Raw genomic sequence first — 21,380 nt, 5'->3', positions numbered from 1 at the left:
CGTAGACGGCTACGCTCGCGATCCCGGCATCCCGGCAGGCACGGGCAACGCGGACAGCGATTTCGCCACGGTTGGCGATGAGCACCTTGCGCACGTCAGGACGCCCGCGCTGCCGGGACAGGCGTCCGCGTCTCCCGGCCTGCCCGGCTGAACCGGCCCGCCTCGGCCTCCAGCGCGCCCAGCGAGCCGTCGAAGAAGATCAGCGGCTCCTTGCCGTGCTCGGGCACGCCGAGCTCGACGACCTCGCCGACGACGATGTCGTGGTCGCCGCCCGCGTGGACGTCGACCGTGGTGCAGGTCAGGTACGCGAGGCCCTCGCTCAGCACCGGCAGGCCGGTCGACCCGTAGTGATGCGGCACGTTCTGGAACCCCTCGGGCCGGCGTCCGGCGAAGGAGCGCGCCAGCTTCTCCTGTCGACCGGAGAGGAAGTTGACCGTGAAACCGCCGCTCTCTTTCAGCACCTCGTGCAGCCGCGAGTGCTTGTGCAGGCAGAACAGGACGAGCGGCGGTTCCAGGGAGACCGAGGTGAAGGAGTTGACGGTCGTCCCTTCCGGCCGACCGTCCACTCCTGTCGTGATGACCGCGACCCCGGTCGCGAAGAGGCCGCACACCTGGCGCAGGCTTCGCGGATCAATCGGCTGTTTCTCGTGCATGTGGACCAGCGAGCGCGCTGCGGCGGACATGTTCATCCCTTTCGTGGCTGGGTCGGGCTTTGGACGGTGGTGCGCCTAGAGGAGCTTGCGGATCTTGGAACCGGCCTTCACAATCCCCAGCAGGAACTCGCGGCCGACACTGTTCATCTCCGGCGGGGCCTCGACCGACGCCCAGTACAGGAAGCGGGCCATGGTCGCCGTCGACGGGTAGATGAACCGCTTGTTCTCGTCCTTCCAGCCGAAGACCGGGTTGACGATGGGTGACTCGTCGAGCAGCTTGAAGACGATGTCCGCGGCCTCGTCGCCGGTCAGCACACCCGCTTCGTACTTCTCGCAGGTCTCCGCCGTGCTCTCCAGAAGGATCTTGAACTTCTCGCTCTGCGGCCACCACAGGCCCGGGTAGTCGTTTTTCTCCAGCTCCTTGAAGTGGACCGGGTTGCCGTCGCGCACGTGCCTGAGGCGCGCACGGGTCAGCCGCATGGTGCCGGGGGTGATGAAGGAGCCCCAGACCCGGAACACCGCGTTCCAGAGGCGGAAGTGGGAGAAGGCGATGAAGGAGCTGTTGACGATCTCGTCGTTGTATTGGAGCAGGCCCTGCTCCAGGCGCTCGACGTACTCGAAGCGCTCGGCCGTGAAGTCGTCGTCCTTCAGGGCGTCGATCAGGCGCGAGGTCAGCGCGTCGACCACCTCGAAGGTGTTGGACAGACCGCGGGAGAACAGCGGGTCCAGGAAGCCGGCCGCGTGCGACATCAGGCACCAGCGGTCGCCGATCGTCTTCTTCGACGAGTACTGCAGACGGTCCGTTGAGACCCAGTCGCGGACCCGGGTCGCACCGTCGAACTGCCGCTTGACCGCAGGATACTTGTCGAGAAACTGCTGGAACTCCTGCTCCGCGGAAATGTCCGTCGGCTTGGGGTAGGTCCGCTCGTCGATCGTGAGACCGACGCTGCACAGCGGGTTGCGGGAGCCCTTGTGGTTGTCGAAGGGGATGATCCAGAACCAGCCGCGCTCGATCAGGTGGTGCATCGTGCCGCTGTGCCAGTCGGCCGGAGGCCGCAGGTCCTTGGGGTGTCCGCTGATGTCGTCGAAGCGCTTCACCCCGACGTAGTGGGTGAACATCGACCGCGAGTGGTGCTTGAAGCGGGCGGGCTGTTCGCGCAGCTGGAACTTGTCCGCGAGGGGGGAGCGGACACCGGAGGCGTCGACCAGGTACTTCGCCCGGTAGACCTCGGGGACGGCGTTGGGAGCGGCGCTCTTGCCGGTGACGGTCACGCCCTCGTCGTCGAAGGAGACGTCGCCGGCGCGCCAGTTCTGCCGCGGCGTGCAGCCGTACTTGATGGCGACGTGGAACATGAAGGCGTCGCTGTCCTGGCGGAACATGTGGCTGTTCTGCATGAAGATCTTCGGCAGCGCCAGCTGGGTGGCCTCGCGCGGGTTCGGCTCCTTGCCGACCTCGTGCTTCATGAAACCGAAGTGCGCCTTCGTGCCGAAGGTCGGGCCGATGTCCCGCGTGCTCTGCTGGACGCTGGCGAGGCTCTTCAGCTCGGGTATGCCGTGGCGCTCGGAGAGGATGTGTATCCACTCGACGAGCTGCGGGGTCATGGACTCGCCGATCGCGTAGCGTGGATGGCTGGCCGCGTCGACGAGAAGGACCTTGGCGCCGTTCTTGGCCAGGACCGTGCCGGTCACGGAGCCGGCCAGCCCCGATCCCAGAATGATGACGTCGTACGTCATTTCCTTGGGCACTTTGACTTCCGCCGCGGATTCGGTCAGCTTCGCGACCATGAGCCATCTCCTTCGTCGTTTGCGGTCCACTGCAGAAAAGCTGCATAAAAAATGGCTCCTTCCCACCGCGAAAGGTGGGAAGGAGCCTGCAAAAGGGCGCGTTTCAACCGCTGGGTAAAGCGTGACAGGATTTCCTGAAGGCGTCAACCCCCTTGTCCTGCCCTCGGGTTGGCCGGATCGGGCACGGTCAGGAACTCAGTGCCGCCGCGTCCGCGGGCACCGGCTCCAGCAGCTTCAGCAGCAGGGCCCGCAGCTCGGCGTCCCCGTCGGGGCCGAGCATCCCGGCCACCTCGGCGGCCAGCTCCTCGACCGCGCCCGCCACCACGGCCAGCTGTTCCCGTCCGGATCCGGTGAGTTCCAGCGCGTATCTGCGCCGGTCGTACGGATCCCGGCCGCGGCGTACCAGGCCGGCCTTGACCAGCTCGTCCACCAGCTGCGAGACAGCGGGGCCGGTGATCGCCAGGAATGCGGCGAGCTGCTGCTGGGAGCAGGGACCGAAGCCGTCGAGCGCGGACAGCGGACCGTAGTGGCGCACCCGCAGGCCCGTCCCGGCCAGCCGGTCGTCGCCCAGTCTGCGCAGGCGGTAGTGAGCCTGCGCCACGAGGTACTCGGTGCCCCGCACCAGGTGCCGGGCCGGCTCGGGCAGCAGCCTGGCCAGCAGTTCGTCCAGGCGCGCGACCTCGTCGGGGGCGAGTGCGGCCGTCAGGAGCGTGTCCCGCTCGCCGACCGCCCGGCGCTGCGCTTCGAGGGCGCTGCGGCCCCGGTCGGTGAGGGACAGGACGTACGAGCGGCGGTTGTCCGGGTTACGGGTGCGCAGCACCTCGCCGCGCCCTTCCAGACGGTCGATGACCGACACCATGATGGTGCGGTTGATGCCCAACCGCTCGGCCAGATCGAGTTGGGAAAGCCAGTTCCGGTCGGCCAGTGCGTCCAGGACGAGAAAGTCCTTGGAATCCGCGTCCGCGGCGTCGCCGGTCGCGGAGAACTGCGCGAAGACACGGCGGAGGAGGTATCCGATAAAGCTCGTGAGCGTGCCCGGGAGAACGCCGGGGACTTCCGCCGCTTCTTCCGTCTTCGTCACGGGAACCTGAATCTTTTCGCGTTCGGGCCGCAAAGCCGCACCTCCGTCCTGAGTATAGGTCGGCGCGCGGAGGCGGACTGCCGGGCACACACCGACCCCGGGAAGCTACCGCTGCCGGTCCGGGTCCGGTCCGGCAGGTACGAGTTCGATGACCGACCGTGCGGCCGACTGGCCGGAGACCTGGCGTACCCGGGCCACCGACAGGCCGGCGGCGGCGGCCAACTCGATGTTCTGCGCGAGGTCGCGCTCGCGCCCCCCGACGTAGGCGAGCAGCCGCACGTCCATGCCGGTGTTGACGGGCTCGCCTTCCTTTCCGGTCTCCTCGATGACGAAGATCCGGCCGTGCTCCCCGGCCGCCTCGGCGCAGCGCGCGAGGATCGCGACGGCCCGGCCGTCGTCCCAGTCGTGCAGGATGGAGGAGAGCAGGTAGCCGCCCGCACCCGCGGGCAGCTCGTCGAAGAAACTGCCGGCGACGACGTCGGACCGTGCGGCGAGTCCGGCCGCCGCGAGGGTCCGACGGGCCCGCTCGACCGTGCCGGGCAGGTCGAAGACGGTGCCGACGAGCCCGGGATGGGCCGTCAGCAGGTGGGACAGGAGGGCGCCGTTGCCACCGCCGACGTCCACCACGTGGCCGAGCACCGACCAATCGAGGGCGTACGCGATCTCCCGCGCGTCCCGTGCGACGTTGTCGGCCATGGCCTCGTCGAAGGACTCGGCCAGCTCGCGGTCGGTGGCCAGGTCGTCCCAGTACGGGATGCCGTAGCGGATCGGATAGGCCGCTTCACCGGTGCGGACGACGTGCGCCAGCTCCACGAAACCGAGGTCGCCGCGGCCGATCGCCCCGTTCAGGTCGATCAGCGCGCGCTGCCCGTCCGGATGGTCGGAGCGCAACGCCTGACCGCGGGCGGTCAGCGCGTACGACTGTCCCCTGCGGGTGAGCAGGCCCACGGTGACCAGGTGGCGCAGCATCCGGTCGAGTGCTCCCGGGTGCAGCCGCTCGGCGCCGGCTATGGCCCGGGCGGTGGAGCGTCCGGCGGTGATGTGGTCGGCGACCCGGTAGGTCGCGGCCACCCGTACCGCCATGGGGGTCACCAGGTCGGCCAGGTCCCACAGGTCGAACGAACGGCTTCCCTGGTGCTCCGGCATGTCCTGCCCCTCTGCTTCCCTGCGTCCGGTCCTCTTACTGGTCGGGTGGTGCGGTACGGAACCGGCCCCGCCTCCGGTACGGGGGATGACCGGGAGACGGGGCCGGGTATGGGGTCAGAGCGCGGCGGGAGCGTGCTCCGCTTCGTTCTGCTGCTGCGGCGCCGAGGCGGGCAGCGTGCCGAGGCCGAGCAGCAGGGCGAGCAGGTAGAGCGCGCCGCCGACCAGGAAGCCGTAGGAGTAGCCGCTGGTCAGCGTCTCGTGCGCGCTGCCCGTGGCGTTCTCGGTGACCACCGAGGCGACTGCCGCCAGGACCGCGAGGCCGATGGCGCCACCGATCTGCTGGCTGGTGTTGACCAGGCCGGAGGCGATGCCGGTGGCCTCCGGCGCGACGCCGCGGACGCTGACGATGGTGACGGTGACGAAGACCAAGCCGAGGCCGAGGCCGGAGACCAGCTGGGCCGGGATCAGGGTGACGAAGGGGTTCTGACCCGGCGACAGGAAGCTGAACCAGACCATGCCGAGGACGCCGATGAGCAGTCCGACCACGACGACCGAGCGCTCGGAGGTCTTGGCGAGCAGCTGCGGGCCGATGCCTCCCGCGGCCAGGCCGATGCCGATGGCGAAGGGCAGGTAGGCGAGACCGGTGACCATCGGGGCGTAGCCCTTGACGACCTGCATGTAGAGGGTCAGGAAGTAGAAGGTGGCGAGCATGCCCGCACCGACCAGGAACATGATCAGGTTGGCGCCGAGGCGGCTCTTGTCGGCCAGGATGGTGCTGGGGACCATCGGCGCGCGGCTGGTGCGCTGGATGATGAGGAAGGCGATGATCAGGACGGCGGCGGCGGCCAGGCTCACGAGCGTGATGGTGTCGCCGAGCCCTTCGGAGCCGGCCCGGTTGATCGCGTAGACGAGCGCACCGAAGCCGAGGGTGGCGGTGAGGGCGCCGGGGACGTCGACCTTGCCGCGGTCGCGCTCGCCCTCGACGAGCACGCTGGTGCCGAACAGGACGGCGAGGGCGATCGGGATGTTGACGTACATGACCCAGCGCCAGCTCAGGTACTCGGTGAGGGCGCCGCCCAGGAGCAGGCCGACGACCGAGCCGAGGCCGCCCATCGCGCCGTACACGCCGAGCGCCTTGTTGCGGGCGGGACCGGCCGGGAAGGTGGTGGCGAGCAGGGAGAGCGCGGTCGGCGCGGCGATCGCCGCGCCGAGGCCCTGGAGCACTCGGGCCGTGATCAGCAGTTCGCCGCTGCCGGCGAGGCCGCCGAGCAGCGAGGCCACGGTGAAGAGGATCAGGCCGATACGGAATACCTTGCGGCGGCCGAACAGGTCACCGGCGCGGCCGCCGGCCAGCAGCAGACCGCCGAAGGCCAGGGCGTAGGCGGTGATGACCCAGCCGAGGTTGGCGTCGGACATACCCAGCGAGTGCTGCATGCTCGGCAGGGCGACGGCCACGATGGTGTTGTCGAGCACGAGCATGAGCTGCGCCGCTGCGATGACCAGCAGCGCGAGGCCAAGCTTGCCACCGGGGGCCGGAGGGGCGGACCCCTTCCGTACGGCTTCGGTTCGGTCTTGCAGCGACATGGGCTTCTCCGATGTGTTGATACGGGGTAACGGGGGGTGGGGGGAGCCGGTCATCCGACAACGGTCCGGTTGCGGGTGCCCCAGATGTCGAGCGACTCGTAGGCGGCCCGCCATTCGGTCTCGTACGCGTTGCGCAGCGGGTCGGGCATCTTGCCGAGGATGACGGCGGCGCGCTCCGCGTCGGCGTCGTCGAGCAGCCACGGGAGGTAGCGCGCGGAGTCGTTGCCGATCCTGCCGCGCTGCTCCGCGCTGAACGTCGCCCAGTCCTCCTGAGAGAGCGTGATGTCCATGAGCTGGAGGGCTTCGGCCTCCTCGTGCCTGAGGTGGTCGCTCAACCCGGTGTAGAGCGAGTCGACCAGGCCGCCCAGGCGCTCGATGCCGCCCTCGCGGTCGGCGAGCGCCGCGTCGATGCCGTCGAGCAGGGGGTCGATGATCCCGTGCTCGGCCTCCATGGCGTCGAGCAGGGCGAGTTCGTCGGGGCGACCGGCCAGGGCCTTCTGCATCACGGGCCACACGGTGACGTCCTCGGACGTGTGGTGGGCCGTCAGGAACTTCTTGAACAGCTCCCAGCCGACCGCGGTGCTCAGCACGTGGCGCGGGTCCTCGTCCACCTTCGCGGTGATCCGGGCAATGCGCTCCAGCTCGCGCCGCAGGGCGTCGTGGATGGCGAACATCATCGTCATGTCGAGGTTCTTGAAGTCGTTCTCGCGCATTTCTCTCTCCCTCACTCCACCGTCTCCGTGATGCAGAGACTATCGTCAACTCGCTTAACTATCAACCCGCCCAACCAGCAACTTACCAACTATCAGTTCCTGATGTGATCGAGTTGATTCGAGCCGCCGTTCCGCCGAACGCGGGTGTACGACATGCCAGTTGGGCTCAACGGGCCGCCACCGCTGCGGCGGGCTCCTTGACCCGGTCCTGCCGCGCCGGTACGTCGGCCGACCCGTTCGTGGCGAGGTCGTGGTCCTCGTCCAGCGGGTGCGACTTGCGGATCGCGCTCAGTGCCGGCGAGGTCACGGCCGTGGTGATCAGCGCCATCAGCACGAGGATCGTGAACAGGTTTTGACCGATGACCCCCAGACTCAGGCCAATGTTCAGCACCACCAGCTCGGTCAGCCCACGGCAGTTCATGAGTGCGCCGATCGACAGCGCGTCGCGCCACGACTGGCCGGCCAGCCGAGCCGCGCCCGCACCACCGCCCCACTTCGCCAGCACCGCCACCGCCAGCACCGCCATCGCCCACAGCCACTGCGTCGGGTCACCGGCCAGCACCGAGACGTCCGTCTTCAGGCCTGTGGTGACGAAGAACAGAGGCAGCAGCACCGGAACCGTGAACGCACGCAAACTGTCCGCCGACTGACGGATCACCTCCGGACCGCGCGGGGTGATCACACCGAAGACGAACGCGCCGAACAGCGCGTGCACCCCGATCTCGTCGGTGGCCAGCGACGCGAGGCAGAGCCCGCTGAACAGCACGACCAACACGACGCTGTTGCTGTACTTGCGCTCCGCGCGCGCGGCCCAGCGCGCCAGCAGCGGCCTGACCACGACCAGCATCAGCAGCAGGAAGCCTGCGGCGAGCAGCGCTGTGGTCAGCGCCTCGGTCGGCGAGCCGCTGGTGGAGACGGCGACCACTGCGGCCAGCAGACACCAGGCGGTCACGTCGTCGACGGCGGCGCACGCCATCGCAAGCGCACCCACTCGGGTGCGGTACAGACCCCGGTCGGTGAGGATGCGGGCCAGCACCGGGAAGGCGGTGATGCTCATCGACACCGCGATGAACAGGACGAAGGGCAGCCGGTCGACACCCTCGGGCGCGAACTTCCGGTACATGCCGAGCGCCAGCAGGCTGCCGAGACCCAGTGGGAGTGCGATGCTCGCCTGGCTCACCATCACGGCGGTCTTGCTGTGGCCGCGCAGCGAGCCGAGGTCGAGTTCGAGGCCGACCAGGAACATGAAGGCGGCCAGACCGAGATTGCCCAGCACACCTATGTACGGCAGCACCGATGTCGGAAAGAGCCATGCCTGCGCGTCCGGCCAGAGCCAGCCGAGCAGGGAGGGGCCGAGCAGGATGCCGACGACGATCTCGCCGACGACCGGCGGCTGGCCGACCCGGCGCAACAGTTGTGCGCCCGCCTTGCACGCCAGCATCACCACCGGGATCGCTATGAGCAGGTCCGGAAAGGGATCGCGCAGTGCGTCCGTTGCCATGGGATCTCCTGTGAGGGAAGGAAGGGTGCGGGTCAGGAACCGTACGGCCGCCGCGCCTTCGCATCGCGCAGCGCGCGGGCCCACCAGGTGAGCTGGTCGAGCATGAGCTTGGCGGCTGCCTCGGCCCCGGCCGGCTCCACGGGAAACCGACCCGCCTCGTCGTAGTGCTCGAGGATCCTGGGGAAGGTGACGGTGTCCTTCATCCCCACCGAGTGGAACTCGGCGAAGATCTGCCGCAGGTGCTCCACGGCCCGGACACCACCGGCCATGCCGAGGCCGTAGCCGACGAACCCGACCGGCTTGGCCAGCCACTCGGGCTGGTAGGTGTCGATGAGCGTCTTGAGCGGGCCGGGGATGCTGCGGTTGTACTCCGGGACGATCACGACGTACGCGTCGGCCTCGGCGATCCGTGGGCGCAGCCGGGCGACCTCGGGGTCGTCAGGGTCGAGGTCGTCCGGCAGCGCGATGGCCGCCAGGTCCACGACATCGGTGACCAGGTCGTCGCGGCGTGCGGTCTGCTCCGCGAACCATCCGGCCACGTCGGGGGCGAGCCGCCCGGTCCGCACGGACCCGACGATCACCGTCACCCGGAGCAGGTCGGGGACCGGCTGGAGCTGCGGGACGGGCTGGTACTGAGAGAACATGACGCCGCCTCAGCGCTTCACTGTGACCGCGGCGGACGCGGGGGTCAGCGAGAGGAACTGGGTGGCGTCGACGCGCGCGAGGATGCGCCGGGTCATCATGGGCATCCGGGTCCGGCCGTCGTCGGTGAAGACGGTCGGGTTGACGAGCTCGATGCGGCGGCCGCGCGTGGTGATCTCGCAACCACCCGCGGCCAGTACGTTCTTGACCCAGTCCGAACCGGGACCGTACGGCAGCGTGATGACGATGTCCTCGCCCCGCCGGAAGAGCTTGACCGGGGTGACGAACTCGCGTCCCGACTTGCGGCCGCGGTGGTGGACCTTGCCGAAGCCGGGCATCCGGCTCAGCACAGGACCCACGAAGTGGTTCGCGACCGTCTTGTTGAAGCGGGCCACACGTCTGTTGATGGGCACTGTTTCCCTCCCGTTCTGCATCTGCCAGGGGTGCGTGGTGGCCGGACGGGCGCCGGGCGAGAAGCCGGCGCCCGTCCGGGGCGTGGGCCGACTCAGGCGGCCTGCGGCTTGCCCCCGCCCGGGCCACCGGGGGTGAGGGGGCCGACCGGCTTGCCGCCGGATTGCAGGAACTTCGACAGCGTGAAGTTGTCGACGATCCCCCAGCGCTCGGCGATCTTGTCGCCCTCGAAGCGGAACCAGATGATGGCCTGGTGCTGCACCTGGAGGTTGGTCGGCGCGATGCCGATGAAGGGGCCGGTGTGCTTGCCGTGCATGACCCAGCGGATCGCGGCCTTGTCGCCCTGCGAGATGAAGTCGAGGATCTCGTACTTGATCTCGGAGAAGGCAGCCTGCTGGATGCGGATGGTGTGCTTGAAAGCCTCGGGGCCGCGCATCGAGTCGTCGTGGCTGCCGTGGTTGCGGAAGTCAGCGGTCAGGTAGCGGTCGGCGGCGGACAGGTCGCCCAGGTCCAGGCCCTCGTGGAAGACCTTCTCGATCAGCTCGCGCTGCTGCTCCGGGGTCAGCTCGGTGCTCATGCCTTGTTCTCCTCTTGTGTGTCGTTTCCTCGGGTGTCGAGCGTCTTTGTGTCGACCTCGGTAACGCCCTGCGGCACCGCGCCGGTGGTCCACACGATCCGCAGCCGCAGGCGGTCGATGCGCCAGCCGTCGGGGGTGCGTCGGGCCGAGGCCGTGAAACGGCCGCCCAACTGGAAGTAGCGGGAGGCGTCCGGCGGCAGCGGTGAGCCGAAGTGGACGTGCGAGGCGATCAGGCTCCAGCTGATCGCGGCCCGGTCCGCGTCGAGTTCGACCGAGACGTCCGAGCCGTGGTGGTGGGTGCGACCCCACCGCTCCATGATCTGGGAGGTGAACTTCGGCACCCCCGCGACGCCCCGGTGGCTGCCGACGGGGAAGGTGAGCTCGACGTCCTCGGTGAACAAGGACTCGGCCCACACGGCGTCGAAGGTGCCCTCGTCGAGCGTGGCGAGGTAGCGCTCGCTGAGCTTGCTCAGCGCGGCCAGGTCGGAAAGCCGGGTGACCTCGGCGGCCAGCGCCGCCAGGTCGGTGTCCCGGGCGAGCGTCGTCATGACACCCGGCTGGCGGTGGTCTCGGCGTCGGTCCCGTAGATCACGGCGTCGTCGGGGCCGTGCACGACCGCCTTGCCGGTGCCGGTGAAGGTGTCGCCGTCGCGCCGCGCGGTGATGTCGATCTGTATGTAGGCGGCGTGGTGGCCGTTGGGGCTGATCTGGGTGACGTCGACGTTGAAGTCCTCGCGGATGGTGAACGCGAAGTTCCCGTCGCCGGCCGAGGTCCAGGAGCCGGACCCGGTGCTCTTCTGCGTCACGACCGAGAGCGAACCGTCCGCGGCGAAGACGACCGTGTACTCGTCCACCTCACTATCGTGAGTGACCGTACCCTTCCATTCACCGACGACGGTGGCATAGGCAGAAACAGACATCGACCACACTTCCTTGAGTCAGGGCGTAAAAAAATCCGTATCCGGAACAGATGTCCGGATACGGATTTCAGGGGAACCAAAGAGGGGGAGTGGCGGACCCGCAATGCGCGACAGGGCGGCTGTCAGGGCATGGGGGAGCCGCGAAAAGTGTGACACTCTTTTGCCGGGTGGTCAACCACCCGGACGTACAACCGAGTTGATGATTCGCCGCAGTAGGAAAAGAGGCTCCTGCCGACCCGCGGGAAGACGGGCAGGCAGGAGCCTCTTCTGCGGGATCCCCGCACGGATCCCCATTCGGATGGTTGTGGTGTCGACGGCCGGCCATCAGCCGTCCCCGGCCAATGGGTCCTGCATCGCCGGTCCGGTCAGCGCGAACAGCTCGTCCAGGTCGTACTCGGCCCGCTGCGGCCCTCCGTATCGGGTGATCTTCCCCCGGCTGGCCCACTTGCGGATGGTCGCCTCCGTGACCCCCATCGCCAGCGCGGCCAGCTCGGTCGGCACGGTCCGCCGCCGTACCGACGCCGTGTCCCTCATCTCGCACCCGCCCGCATCCGCCCGGCGACCTGAAGCCACTGCCGGGGCGGCAGCGCGTGGCCGGCGTCGCAGGCTACGTGGCTGGGGGTCGCGCCGCCGACCTCACGCATCACCCCGTGCAACGTCCCGTTGCAGCCGGACTGTACGCATTGCCCCAGCGGGAAGCGCTGGACCGGCCCAGGCCCGAACAGCGACCCGAAGGAGCCCAGGAGTGTCGCGATCTCCTCGTCGAAGTCCACCGCGGCCGGGTGGTCGGCGATCCACTCGACCTGGCGGCGCAGGAACGCCACCATGCTCCCCACCTCGCGCTCCGGAGGGCCGGCTGTGCGCCGGCCCTCCACCACGAGGCGCGCCCAGGAGGCGAGTACATCGGCCATCTCCAACCGGACCGCCATCGTCCGCTCGTCGAGCACGATCCCCACCGTGCGGCTGCCGCTGACCCGCTCGCGCATCCGTGACGGCGGTGGGGTGAGCGCGTGGTCGCTCTCCTGGTACAGGGCGAGGAGGGTGCGCAGCTCCCCGCGCAGCCGGTCCCGGCACATGCCGCAGATCCGGCCGCACAGCGTGGCGCACTCCCTGCCGGTGTGCTTGGAGGGGAGTGCGGGAGGCTGCAGCATCGTGTCCCTCGATTCCTGGGTCGCTTGGGTCAACCGCCGCACGGGACGCGGCGGCGCGGAGCGGTCAGCATGCGGCCGCATGCTGACCCTCGACGGCCGGGCGGTACCGCGGGAGATCGGCGCCGAGCAAGGATCCGGACCGCCGCTTCGTTTCTACGGACGGAATCAGGTCCTCGATGCACTTTCCGGCACGCCACGTACAGACTTTCGGTGAATTCACGATAAGCACGTTGGTGGTCCTCCCTATTCCTGAACTCCGCAGTGCCGTACGCGACGCTGCGCACACCTGAGATGCCCGGACGTCGGTCGTGCCTGGCACGGGACGACGGTCGGAGAGACGGAGGAAGCGATCTCGGTTCGTTTACAGGTAAATCCGGAGCGGTGTGGGCGCGGAGCCGTGTGAGTGCAACGGCGGGACATGATATTCAGAGACCGCACCCCCCTGCGGTTCACATCCCGGGATGGAATTGTCCGATACCCGCCCTGCTCCTGATCTGACATTAGGTGGGCCGCGTAAGGCGTCGCAAGCAGGAACTCAGGGGCCCCCGGCGAAAACCTGCCAGTCTCCAGTTGTAATTGAGTTCACATCGAGAGACATACACCGCATACCGCGACATTCAGGCACCCGTACCCGTCGCTTTCCCGCCGTCCCGCCCCGGCCGGAGCCCGGGGTGGGCACCCCGGCTCCAGGCGTTCTCAAGGAGCCGTCCAACAGACTCGGACGAACTCTGCACCCAGCGGGAGCGAGGAACGTGACGGCGCTTCAGTGAGTGCCCGCGGGCATCCATGTGGAGCGGCTGGACTTCGATGGCAGCCAGGACCGGTGCCACATGGGGGCGAACCGCGTACGAGGCGCTCACCCAGTCAGTGCCCACGGCCTCCCTCGGTGGCGGGTGGGACACACTCCGGGATGGTTTTCCGCGTCTCCTGACGGTCCGGTCGGGGCGGCGTGAGCCTGATCCGCACCCAGAGCAGGGTCACCAGCGCCGCGGCGAAGGAGGCGAGGCCACCGGCCCACAGGCCGGAACGGGGCCCGAGCCGGGCGGTCAGCGCACCGACGAGCACTGCCCCCAGGGGCGTGGAGCCCTGCAGGATCAGTGTGTAGAGGGCCATCACCCGGCCCCGGAAGTACGGATCGGTGCCCAACTGGATGCGGTGGTTGGCAGCTTGGGCGAAGTAGAGCGTGGTGAACCCGGTGAGGGCCAGCAGGGCCATGGACCAGGCCACGTTCGGCGCCAGGCCGACGGCGGTCTCCACGACACCGAAGACGAGGGCTGCCGCGATCACCGTACGTTCCGAGGGACGGGTACGGCGTCCCGCTGTGGCGAAGGCGGCGGCGAGGGAGCCGACCGCCATGGCCGAGGCGAACAGGCCGAAGGTGGCGGCGTCGGTGTGGAAGACGGTTTTCGCGATGAGTGGCAGGGTCAGGTGGAAGTTGAAGCCGAAGACGCTGAGCGCGGCGACGAGGACGAAGACCGGAAGCAGGTCGCCACGGCCGACCGCGTGTCGGACGCCGTCCCGGATCCCGGAGGCACGAGCAGGCCGTGGCGCCCCACCGGCGGGCGCGGGCGGCGGTCTGCGGAGCTCGCCAGGGCGCATCTTGCCCAGGGCGACGATAGTGCCGAGGAAGGTGACGGCGTTCAGTAGCATCACCGGGCCGATGCCGAACAGGCTGATCAGCAGGCCCGCGCCCGCCGGCCCGACGATCCGCGCGAGGTTGAAGTACGCACCGCTGAGCGCGGAGGCGTTGGGGAGCAGTTCCGGGCCGACCATCTCGCTGACGAAGGACATCCGGGTCGGGATCTCCACCGCGTTGACACAGCCGAGCGCCAGAGCCACGAGGTAGATGTGCCACAGGGCCACCGCCCCGGTCAGGACGAGGACGGCCGCCAGCAGAGCGAGGACCGCGGCGGCGAGGTTGACCAGGAGCAGCAGGCGCCGTTTGTCGTAGCGGTCGGCGAGCAGTCCGCCGTAGAGGGTAAGCAGCAGCGGGGCGAACTGGAGGGCCGTGACGGTGCTCAGCGCCGCGGCCGAGTCGGCGGTCATGGAGAGCACCAGCCAGTCCTGGGCGACGACCATCATCCACGTCCCGGCGGCGGAGACCACCTGGCCGATGGTGAACAGGCGGAAGTTCCGGATGGTCAGGGATTCGAACGTCGAGGAGATCTTCGACAAGGCTGAGGAGTTCATGTTGCCTTTTCGGCTGCCCGGGGTGCGAGTGGTGCACGCCGGATCGTCTCCGGCGCGGCAGGGGAACCGCCGGACTGCGGGTGGAGACGGCGCGTGGCGAGCTGTCGGTGGCGTGCGTCAGACGGCGCCCGAGAAGCCGAGCCGCGGACCGGCCTCCGGACATGTTCCCGCTGCGCGCCCCCGGCGCGGGCACGAACTGAGCCGTCGAGCCGGACGGTGGTCCGGCCGACTCTCCCGGCACCCGGCCCGCACGTGCGCCCCGGTACGGACGCGTCCTGGTGCGGGAGGAGGGGTCGGGACGCCGCCGCGAGTGCGACGGCGTCGGGTTCCCGCTCGGCCTGTCGGGCGGCTGCTTCGACGGCGACGACGGTGGTGCGGCGGGCGTCGGCCGCTGCCGGAGCATGCCGGCGCAGCCGGCTCATGGCCTCCGTTCGGGTCGGGGGCGGGCGGCCCGTCGGCGAGCACGTCGACGCGCCGGGCGCGGAGGTGAGGGTGGCAAGTGCGGTGGTGGGGGCTGTGGGGGCGAATCGGCGGCGGTCCGGCCGTCCTCCCCGGCGCGTTGCTGCTCGTCAGAGGCGTGAAGCGAGTACCGCGTCGGTCCTGTGGGCCTGGGCAGGCTTTGCGATCTTCCTCAGCACCGTGGTCTCAGTCGTGCGCGACGTGCGACGACTCCGGACGGGCCCGCCGGTCTGAGGGAGCGCGGTCGGTTTTGGCCCCCGGGTGGTCGCGGCGGAAGAGAGCCGTCCAGAGGAAGGTTTCGCCGAAGCGGGGGGACTCGGGCGGCTCGTCCCGCATACCGCGCGACTCGACCTCTTCGAGGTCGGAGAAGATCCAGCGCAGTGCCTCGGGGGTGTAGGCGAGACCGCCGTGGAGGCGGGACTGCCGGTAGAAGTCGCGGTCGGAGAGTTCGGATCCCATCGCGCCGGCCGCGAAGCAGGCGAGGGCGAAGTGACCGCCGGGCGCCAACGTCCGGTCGAGGACGTCGAGGTAGCTGATGCGGCGGTGCGGCGGCAGGTGGTGGAAGCAGCCGGAGTCGTAGATCAGGTCGTACGGGCCGTTCAGTTCCGTTCCGACGAGGTCGAACGCGTCACCGCGGTGGAAGCGGACGTCGGCCCCCGACTCGCGCGCCCGGTCCTCGGCCCAGGCGATGGCCGTCGGGGAGAGGTCGACGGCGTCCACCTCGAAGCCCAGGGAGGCGAGGTGGAGCGCGTTGCGTCCCGGCCCGCAGCCCAGGTCGAGGGCGCGGCCCACGGTGACGAGGCCGCGGTCGACGTACGAGACGAGGTTCTCGTCCGGCTTCCCCGCGAAGAACGGCACGGGCCGGGAGCGGTCCGCGTAGAACCCGTCCCACCAGGACGACCCACCGGCCGCCGTCCAGCGGTCGGCCTCCGGTGCGAACAGGCCGTCCAGGAGCCTCAGCGCGTCTTCGACCGTGCGTATGTCCCGGTCCATCAGATCCCCTCTCGGTAGAGGGAAAGTCTACTCTCGACGAAGTGAAAACCGCAGGTCAGATGTGGTGCGGGAAGCCTCCTGCGGTCGTCTGACGGTGTGCCGGGCGAGGGGTGGTCCCCCCACCACCAGCCGCGGGCGCGCGAACGCCCAGCCGCCCACCGAAGGCCGCCAAGCGGCCAAGGACGGCCCCCGCGAACGGGCTTTCCGAAACGTTTCAGCGCCGCGGCCGGCCCTCGGCGAGGCGGCGCACACGGGGGAACCAGACGACGGTGAGGGCGGAGCGGTGCAGCACCACCGGGTCGACGTCGGGGGTGACCGCTGTCGAGCTGAAGGTGCCGACGCGGGCCACCGAGGGCGACTCGACGGGGCCGAACGCACCGCCGGTCTCGTCCGGACAGGCACGGGAAGGCCGGTCGAAATGGACCGGGGCGGAGGCGAGATCCACTTCCCACACCGGCCCTAGTGGGTCCAGGGCGGCGTGATGGTGCTCCCGTCGGGCAGTTCGGCGGTGAGGCCGGCGCGGGTGGTGACCCACATGTGCGCGGTCTCGTCGGTGGCATTGGCGACCCCGATCTCGGAGCCCGCCGGGGCCACCGCCGCGTCGCCCACGCCGAGTTCGGCCGTCTCGGCGCCGATGGTGAGGCGGAGGCGGCCGGACAGGACGTAAAACGTTTCCTCGTGACTGATGACGTGGGCCGGGCCCACCATCCCGGCCGGGATCTCCGCACGCCAGGCGGCGAGGTCCCGACTGCCCGTGCCCGGGCGGACGTAGGAGACGAAACGGCCGCCGTGGATCTCGTACGCGACGGCCTCGTCACCGCGGATAAAGGGCATGTCGACTCCCGACTTTCACATAGACAAGTTGATTGTCCATAAAGACAAGCAGCTTGACGAGTTATAGTCAAGCCCATGGACGACGCCCTGGCCTTCTCCGCTCTCGTGCTGGCACTCTCCGGACGGTTGGTGCAGGAGATCCACACCCGTGTGACCGAGCAGGGATTCGAGGACCTACGGCCCGCGCACGGCTACGCCTTCGCCCGTATCTCCCTGGGCGGCGCCACGACGGCCGACTTGGCCGAGCACTTGGGGGTGAGCAAGCAGGCCGCCGCCCAACTGGTCGAGGAGTTGGTCCGCAAGGGGTACGTCGTGCGGTTGCCACACCCGCACGACGCGCGCGCCCGGCTCCTGGGGCTGACCGAGGCCGGGTGGGCCGCCACGCGCGCCGCCGATCAGGCGGCAAAGGCCGCCGTCGCGCCGTGGCGGGAGGCGCTGGGCGAGGCCCGCTTCGGTGAGCTCGTCTCCGACCTGGGCCGGATCACGCCGGCGGGGCCGATCCGTCCCGCCTGGTGAGCCCTCCGTCAGCTCGGTTGTCGTAGCGACATGAGGAGGTGTCGGTGCTCTCGAAGCGCACCCGGGGAGCGTCGAAGGAGTCGAGGGCTTCCCACAAGTACGCCGGGTTGAAGATCCCCGTCCCGTCGTACCCACCGGTGCCGGGCACGCTATACGCCGGGCACTGACAATGGGTCCGACATCGACAACGGGTCCTCAGGGACGCCGCTCCTCGTAGTGGATGTGGTGTCGGGCCGCGATGGGGGTTCATCTTGGCGGGGTCCGGTTCGCCACCGGTCAGGACTGCGGAGCCCGCCTCGACCAGGTCCTCGACGTAGCACTCCCAGCCGCCCGGGGAGGAGATCTTGCAGGACGCGCTGGGGCGGGTCGGAGGCGCGGCGCAGGGCGTGCGGGACGCCTCGGGGCAGGAGGGCGAAGGTCCCGCGCGGCGCCGAGTGGGTCCGGTCGTCGGATTCGATGGCGAGGACGCCGTCCATGACGTAGACGCACTCGTCGGCCCGGTGGTGGACGTGACGCGGAATGTCGTCCCCACATGACGGGACGCGCGGCGACAACACGGGGCGCATGGCGCGCGAGCCGGCGCATCGGCGTCGCGGCCCGTCGGTAGTCCTAACGGGTGGGGGAAAAACCTTTCGTTCCGGTGTCCTCAGGTGGCCGCCCGGCGGCCGGGGGATATGAGTTCACCGGCCTGAACGGCGCACCGCAGTCGGCCACCCTCCACGACCCGGCGAGCGATGTCTGCGTCACCATCCCGGAGGCGGCCGACCCGTCCTCGTCCTCTCCCGCCTTCGCCCCGCACAACGACACCGGCGAGCGGGCGACGGTGTTCACCGAACCCGACTGCACGGGTGACTCCTTCACCCTGCGCCCGCACGGTCGGCCCGCCACGGACCGCCTGAAGCTGCGTTCGGTCGTCTTCTTCAGGGGCTAGGTGTTCCGTCCCGGAACGGACGCCCGACGGGCGGGGCCGGCCGTTGCCGCCCGTCGCCCAGTCGGTCGGGTCAGTCCCACTGCTGGTCGGCGAGGGAAGTGACCGGCTGGGGCTTGCCGATGACGGCCAGGGCGATGAAGAAGTTGATCTGTCCGATCGCGATGGTGAGGGTGGCCAGCGCCTTCTCGTCGTAGTGCCTCGCCACCTCGGCGTAGAGCTCGTCAGTGACGCGTTCCCGACCGTGCGGGGCGGGCTGGAGGGTGGCCTCCACCAGGGCGAGCGCGGCGCGTTCGGCGTCGGTGAAGTACGGGGCGTCCTGCCAGGAGGAGACGGCCGTGATGCGCTCCTCCGACTCGCCGGCCTTGCGCAGGAAGGCGGTGTTCAGGATCGTCAGGTAGGTGTTGCCGACGATCTGCCCGGCCCGCAGGTGTACGAGGCTCATCGTTTTGCGCGGCACCGAGCGGTTGCCGGTGGCCCGGAACAGCGCCGCGCTGACGTCGCTCAGCTCGGGCACGAACTCCCCCGGATTCGGCATCCGCGAGATCGGGGCGTGCGGGGTGTTCCCGGTGTGCGAGGTCGTGGCGGTGGTGTCGGTGGTCGAGGTGTCCGTCATGGCTGCGCTCCCTTGCATCGGCCTGTTCGGCGGTTCGTCACATTGACGGACCGGCGTGCCGGGATGTGACAGGGGACGCGAGGGTTTCAGCGGATGAGGGCGAAGACCGGCGCCGCGGTGGCCGCGCCGAGGGCGGTGCCGACGAGGACCTGGGCGAGGGTGTGGTCGCGGAGTTCCACGCGCGACCAGCCGACCAGGGCCACCAGGGGGTAGCCGGCGAGCGCCCAGGGGCCGTAGGCGAGGGCGAGCATGGCCAGGGCGCCGGAGGAGACCGCGGTGTGGACCGAGACCTTCCAGACCGTGGTGATGGCCAGGATGGCGACCAGCGTCACCAGCATCGCGGCGATGAGGGCGATCATCTCGCGGGGTGCGTCGAGCGTGGTCATGAGGGTGATGCAGGCGGCGACGGACGCCATGATGCCGGGGATGACCAGCAGGCGGTCCTGGCGGCGGCGGACGTGGCGATCGCCCCAGTGGCCGCGGCGCTCGCCCCACTTGATGAACAGGATCGGTACGACGCCGCAGAACAGGGCGGCGAGCAGGCCCCAGCCGACGCCGGCGAGGCGATCGGCGTGCCAACCCGTCAGCAGGGTGACGGCGATGATCCAGTTCTTCGGTTCGAGGCCGTCGGTGATCAGCCGGGCGGCGCGGGATTCGGCGGCCGCCTCCTGCGGCGGGGCGACGGGTGCGGTGTGGGTCATCGGGACTCCGGGGCGGGCGCGGTGCGGAAGGTGGCTGCGGTGGGCGAGTGGTAGGCGGCGCTGATCAGGAGGAGGCGGTGGACCTCTGCGGGGAAGTCGACGTCCTCCAGGGCGGAGCCGTGGCCGCGGGCGGGGTCGGCGACGGGAGCCGCGCCGGCCAGTTTCGCGGCGCGGGCGGCGTGCAGCCACAGCGCTTCGGCCATGGCCTCGCGTTCCTCGCCGTGCAGTCCGGCCTCCTCGGCGGCGCGGTCGGCCCGGTCGCGGACGCCGGCGGAGACGTAGGGCATGAGGCTGAGGCTGGCGTCGCGTATCTCGATGACCGTGCGGTGCAGGTGCACGCGGATGCCGTGGCGGTGGGGGGTGGGGAGGGTGATGTCGGGGACGGCTTCGGTCAGCGAGGTCCACAGGGGCCGCAGTCGCCGGCCGGCCCGCCAGTCGCCGGCGGTGCGGGCGAGAACGCCCGCGGCGGGAAGGGAGTTGCCGATGATGATCAGGCCGATGGCGAGGTATTCGACGAGGTCGGCGGTGCGCTGGATCGTTTCCTCGTCGGCGAGCGGCCCGTCGCTGACCAGCCGGGCGAGCAGGGCGGCGATGCGGATGCCGGCGTAGACGACGCCGACGGCGGTGCCGATGCCGAGGATGCGCAGCCCGTTGCGCAGGGAGCGGGCGCCGGCGTGGCGGGCGTAGGCGAGGAAGAGCCAGGTGGACAGGCCCATGGCCAGGCCCAGGTAGGCGGTGAAGGTGAGCAGGTAGGCGGTGGCGGCGGGGTTGCCGGCGTACGCCTCGTAGAAGTTCTCGACGCGGGTGGGCTGGTCGACCTGGGCGAAGAGGACGCCCATGAGGAGCATGACGGCCAGCGCGAGGGTCAGGTGCGGCAGGCGGGTGCGGTGGACGAGTTGGGGGCGGGCCATCGAGAAGACGAAGTCGAGGATGGCGCCGCAGGCGACGATGCCGACCGCGTGTTTGGCCGGTACCGAGATGTTGTTGACGCCGGTGGAGGTGTCCAGGAAGCCGCTGATGGGCGGCATGGCGAGGGTGGTCGCCAGGGCCAGGCCTGTGAAGGCCAGCCACAGGGAGCGCTGGCGGGGGACGCGGATCGCGGAGGGCAGGCGCCACAGCGCCACCGCCCACAGCATGACCATGATGGTGATCTTGAGGATGCTCATCGGTTCCGGTGGGTGCGGGCGGGGTGGGCGAAGGCGTCGTGCAGGCGGTGGATGACGTCGGCGGCGCCGTCGGAGGTGGAGCGGTCCTCGTCGCGGCTGATGCGTTCGAGGACGAGGGTGGCGAGGGTCTCGGCGTCCTTCTCCTGGTCGGAGTCGAACTTGGTGCGGCCGAGGAGGCTCAGGATGCGGCTGCCGGACAGTTCGAGTTCGTCGTCGCCGGGCCGGGGCGCGGCCGCGGTGGCCCGGAGGCGTTCGGCCTCGGTGCGCATGAGGTTGGCCACCATGCTGTGTTCGTCGAGGCCCTCGACGGCGGGGGCGGTCATGTCCAGCAGCCGTTCGAAGTGGGCGGCGGCCGAGGCGAGTTCGTCGGCGGTGGCGTCTTGGGGGACGTCGAACTGCGGGGCGACGTGACCGAGGAGCATGTGGGATATCTCGTGCAGGATGATCTGCACGCGCAGCAGGTCGGAGGCGCTCTGGTCGTAGAAGACCAGGTCGGCGGTGTCGAGTCCGAGCCAGATGCCGCAGGGGAGGTCCGGCTGGGGCGGACCGTCGAGGGGCAGGAGGAGCAGGGGGCGTCCACGCTGTTCGGCGATGTGCGCGCAGAAGGCCGACAGGTCGAACGGGTGCGGTATGTGCAGCCGGTCCGCTATCGCGACACAGGGATCGGCCGGTCGCCTGCGCCATCTCATATCGCGTTCCATTCCGGCCCGGGTGTCGTCCGGGCCGACTTCGTGCGCCGTCCGCCACTTGAGCGACATCCGGTCACAACGGTCGTATACATGGTCGAACTCCGCGTTGCCCACGTGCGGCGGCC

At 69.8% G+C, this 21,380-nt stretch carries 25 protein-coding genes and 1 pseudogene; 2 read left to right on the top strand and 24 right to left on the bottom strand.

Features of this window, described 5'->3' with window-relative positions; translation table 11 throughout:
• The 19 genes and pseudogenes from ABZ934_RS25875 to ABZ934_RS25785 all read right to left on the bottom strand — a co-directional run.
• Window positions 1–94: biotin carboxylase N-terminal domain-containing protein (locus tag ABZ934_RS25875; protein ID WP_280842533.1), on the bottom strand; the 94-nt coding region annotated here is incomplete at its 3' end.
• Window position 95: 1 nt separating this feature from the next.
• Complete coding sequence (locus ABZ934_RS25870; protein WP_361317559.1) at window positions 96–683, bottom strand: flavin reductase family protein; 588 nt, start codon at window positions 681–683, stop codon at window positions 96–98.
• A 45-nt stretch (window positions 684–728) separates the two neighbouring features.
• Complete coding sequence (locus ABZ934_RS25865; protein ID WP_361317557.1) at window positions 729–2,438, bottom strand: tryptophan 7-halogenase; 1,710 nt, start codon at window positions 2,436–2,438, stop codon at window positions 729–731.
• 187 nt (window positions 2,439–2,625) lie between these two features.
• The gene (locus ABZ934_RS25860; protein ID WP_361317555.1) at window positions 2,626–3,519 is read right to left on the bottom strand and encodes a MarR family transcriptional regulator; all 894 of its coding nucleotides are present in this window, start codon (window positions 3,517–3,519) and stop codon (window positions 2,626–2,628) included.
• 105 nt (window positions 3,520–3,624) lie between these two features.
• On the bottom strand, window positions 3,625–4,665 hold the full coding sequence (locus ABZ934_RS25855; RefSeq protein ID WP_361317552.1) for a methyltransferase: 1,041 nt from the start codon (window positions 4,663–4,665) through the stop codon (window positions 3,625–3,627).
• A gap of 114 nt (window positions 4,666–4,779) precedes the next feature.
• Entirely contained in the window at window positions 4,780–6,249 is a 1,470-nt protein-coding gene (locus tag ABZ934_RS25850) for an MFS transporter (protein WP_361317549.1), read from the bottom strand.
• Window positions 6,250–6,299: 50 nt separating this feature from the next.
• The gene (locus ABZ934_RS25845; RefSeq protein ID WP_361317547.1) at window positions 6,300–6,962 is read right to left on the bottom strand and encodes a hemerythrin domain-containing protein; all 663 of its coding nucleotides are present in this window, start codon (window positions 6,960–6,962) and stop codon (window positions 6,300–6,302) included.
• A gap of 166 nt (window positions 6,963–7,128) precedes the next feature.
• Window positions 7,129–8,463 carry a cation:proton antiporter gene (locus ABZ934_RS25840; RefSeq protein ID WP_361317545.1) on the bottom strand — a complete coding sequence of 445 codons (1,335 nt, stop codon included), beginning with the start codon at window positions 8,461–8,463 and terminating at the stop codon, window positions 7,129–7,131.
• Between the two features lie 32 nt (window positions 8,464–8,495).
• Entirely contained in the window at window positions 8,496–9,107 is a 612-nt protein-coding gene (locus ABZ934_RS25835) for an NAD(P)H-dependent oxidoreductase (RefSeq protein ID WP_361317542.1), read from the bottom strand.
• A gap of 9 nt (window positions 9,108–9,116) precedes the next feature.
• Window positions 9,117–9,518 carry a nitroreductase family deazaflavin-dependent oxidoreductase gene (locus ABZ934_RS25830; RefSeq protein WP_361317540.1) on the bottom strand — a complete coding sequence of 134 codons (402 nt, stop codon included), beginning with the start codon at window positions 9,516–9,518 and terminating at the stop codon, window positions 9,117–9,119.
• A gap of 92 nt (window positions 9,519–9,610) precedes the next feature.
• Window positions 9,611–10,093 carry an ester cyclase gene (locus ABZ934_RS25825; RefSeq protein ID WP_361317538.1) on the bottom strand — a complete coding sequence of 161 codons (483 nt, stop codon included), beginning with the start codon at window positions 10,091–10,093 and terminating at the stop codon, window positions 9,611–9,613.
• Entirely contained in the window at window positions 10,090–10,641 is a 552-nt protein-coding gene (locus ABZ934_RS25820; RefSeq protein WP_361317535.1) for a nuclear transport factor 2 family protein, read from the bottom strand. Before ABZ934_RS25820 ends, ABZ934_RS25825 begins: the two co-directional genes overlap by 4 nt.
• Window positions 10,638–10,946, bottom strand: coding sequence for a dehydrogenase (locus tag ABZ934_RS25815; protein WP_361317533.1), 309 nt, complete (start codon window positions 10,944–10,946; stop codon window positions 10,638–10,640). Before ABZ934_RS25815 ends, ABZ934_RS25820 begins: the two co-directional genes overlap by 4 nt.
• Window positions 10,947–11,336: 390 nt before the next feature.
• Window positions 11,337–11,546, bottom strand: coding sequence for a hypothetical protein (locus ABZ934_RS25810; protein WP_361317530.1), 210 nt, complete (start codon window positions 11,544–11,546; stop codon window positions 11,337–11,339).
• The gene (locus tag ABZ934_RS25805) at window positions 11,543–12,163 is read right to left on the bottom strand and encodes an OvmZ protein (protein WP_361317528.1); all 621 of its coding nucleotides are present in this window, start codon (window positions 12,161–12,163) and stop codon (window positions 11,543–11,545) included. The genes ABZ934_RS25810 and ABZ934_RS25805 overlap by 4 nt, the downstream gene beginning before the upstream one ends.
• A gap of 864 nt (window positions 12,164–13,027) precedes the next feature.
• On the bottom strand, window positions 13,028–14,353 hold the full coding sequence (locus tag ABZ934_RS25800) for an MFS transporter (protein ID WP_361317526.1): 1,326 nt from the start codon (window positions 14,351–14,353) through the stop codon (window positions 13,028–13,030).
• 645 nt (window positions 14,354–14,998) lie between these two features.
• Window positions 14,999–15,805 (bottom strand): class I SAM-dependent methyltransferase, encoded by an 807-nt coding sequence (locus ABZ934_RS25795; RefSeq protein WP_361317523.1) that lies wholly within the window; start codon window positions 15,803–15,805, stop codon window positions 14,999–15,001.
• Between the two features lie 214 nt (window positions 15,806–16,019).
• A pseudogene (locus ABZ934_RS25790) lies at window positions 16,020–16,214 on the bottom strand (hypothetical protein); the annotation flags it as partial.
• A 50-nt stretch (window positions 16,215–16,264) separates the two neighbouring features.
• The gene (locus ABZ934_RS25785; RefSeq protein WP_361317521.1) at window positions 16,265–16,639 is read right to left on the bottom strand and encodes a cupin domain-containing protein; all 375 of its coding nucleotides are present in this window, start codon (window positions 16,637–16,639) and stop codon (window positions 16,265–16,267) included.
• A 75-nt stretch (window positions 16,640–16,714) separates the two neighbouring features.
• Here ABZ934_RS25785 and ABZ934_RS25780 point away from each other — a divergent pair, with 75 nt between their 5' ends.
• Complete coding sequence (locus tag ABZ934_RS25780; protein WP_361317519.1) at window positions 16,715–17,155, top strand: MarR family transcriptional regulator; 441 nt, start codon at window positions 16,715–16,717, stop codon at window positions 17,153–17,155.
• A 149-nt stretch (window positions 17,156–17,304) separates the two neighbouring features.
• Here ABZ934_RS25780 and ABZ934_RS25775 read toward each other — a convergent pair whose 3' ends face one another.
• Window positions 17,305–17,631: a hypothetical protein gene (locus ABZ934_RS25775; RefSeq protein ID WP_361317569.1), complete on the bottom strand. Its 327-nt coding sequence runs from the start codon at window positions 17,629–17,631 to the stop codon at window positions 17,305–17,307.
• A 164-nt stretch (window positions 17,632–17,795) separates the two neighbouring features.
• On the opposite strand from ABZ934_RS25775, the gene ABZ934_RS25770 reads away from it, so the two are divergent.
• Window positions 17,796–18,086: a hypothetical protein gene (locus ABZ934_RS25770; protein WP_361317516.1), complete on the top strand. Its 291-nt coding sequence runs from the start codon at window positions 17,796–17,798 to the stop codon at window positions 18,084–18,086.
• Window positions 18,087–18,156: 70 nt separating this feature from the next.
• Here ABZ934_RS25770 and ABZ934_RS25765 read toward each other — a convergent pair whose 3' ends face one another.
• The 4 genes from ABZ934_RS25765 to ABZ934_RS25750 form a co-directional block, all read right to left on the bottom strand.
• Window positions 18,157–18,621, bottom strand: a complete 465-nt coding sequence (locus ABZ934_RS25765) for a carboxymuconolactone decarboxylase family protein (RefSeq protein WP_361317567.1) — start codon at window positions 18,619–18,621, stop codon at window positions 18,157–18,159.
• A 164-nt stretch (window positions 18,622–18,785) separates the two neighbouring features.
• Window positions 18,786–19,400, bottom strand: coding sequence for a hypothetical protein (locus ABZ934_RS25760; RefSeq protein ID WP_361317513.1), 615 nt, complete (start codon window positions 19,398–19,400; stop codon window positions 18,786–18,788).
• A complete protein-coding gene (locus ABZ934_RS25755; RefSeq protein WP_361317511.1) occupies window positions 19,397–20,566 on the bottom strand; it encodes an MAB_1171c family putative transporter in 1,170 nt (389 codons plus the stop codon). Before ABZ934_RS25755 ends, ABZ934_RS25760 begins: the two co-directional genes overlap by 4 nt.
• The gene (locus ABZ934_RS25750; protein WP_361317509.1) at window positions 20,563–21,255 is read right to left on the bottom strand and encodes a hypothetical protein; all 693 of its coding nucleotides are present in this window, start codon (window positions 21,253–21,255) and stop codon (window positions 20,563–20,565) included. The genes ABZ934_RS25755 and ABZ934_RS25750 overlap by 4 nt, the downstream gene beginning before the upstream one ends.
• Window positions 21,256–21,380 lie beyond the last annotated feature (125 nt).

The organism is Streptomyces sp. NPDC046557 (assembly GCF_040645975.1).
Classification (GTDB): Bacteria; Actinomycetota; Actinomycetes; order Streptomycetales; family Streptomycetaceae; genus Streptomyces.
Note: the sequence above shows the minus strand (reverse complement) of the source record. Positions and strands in the feature narration are given on the sequence as shown.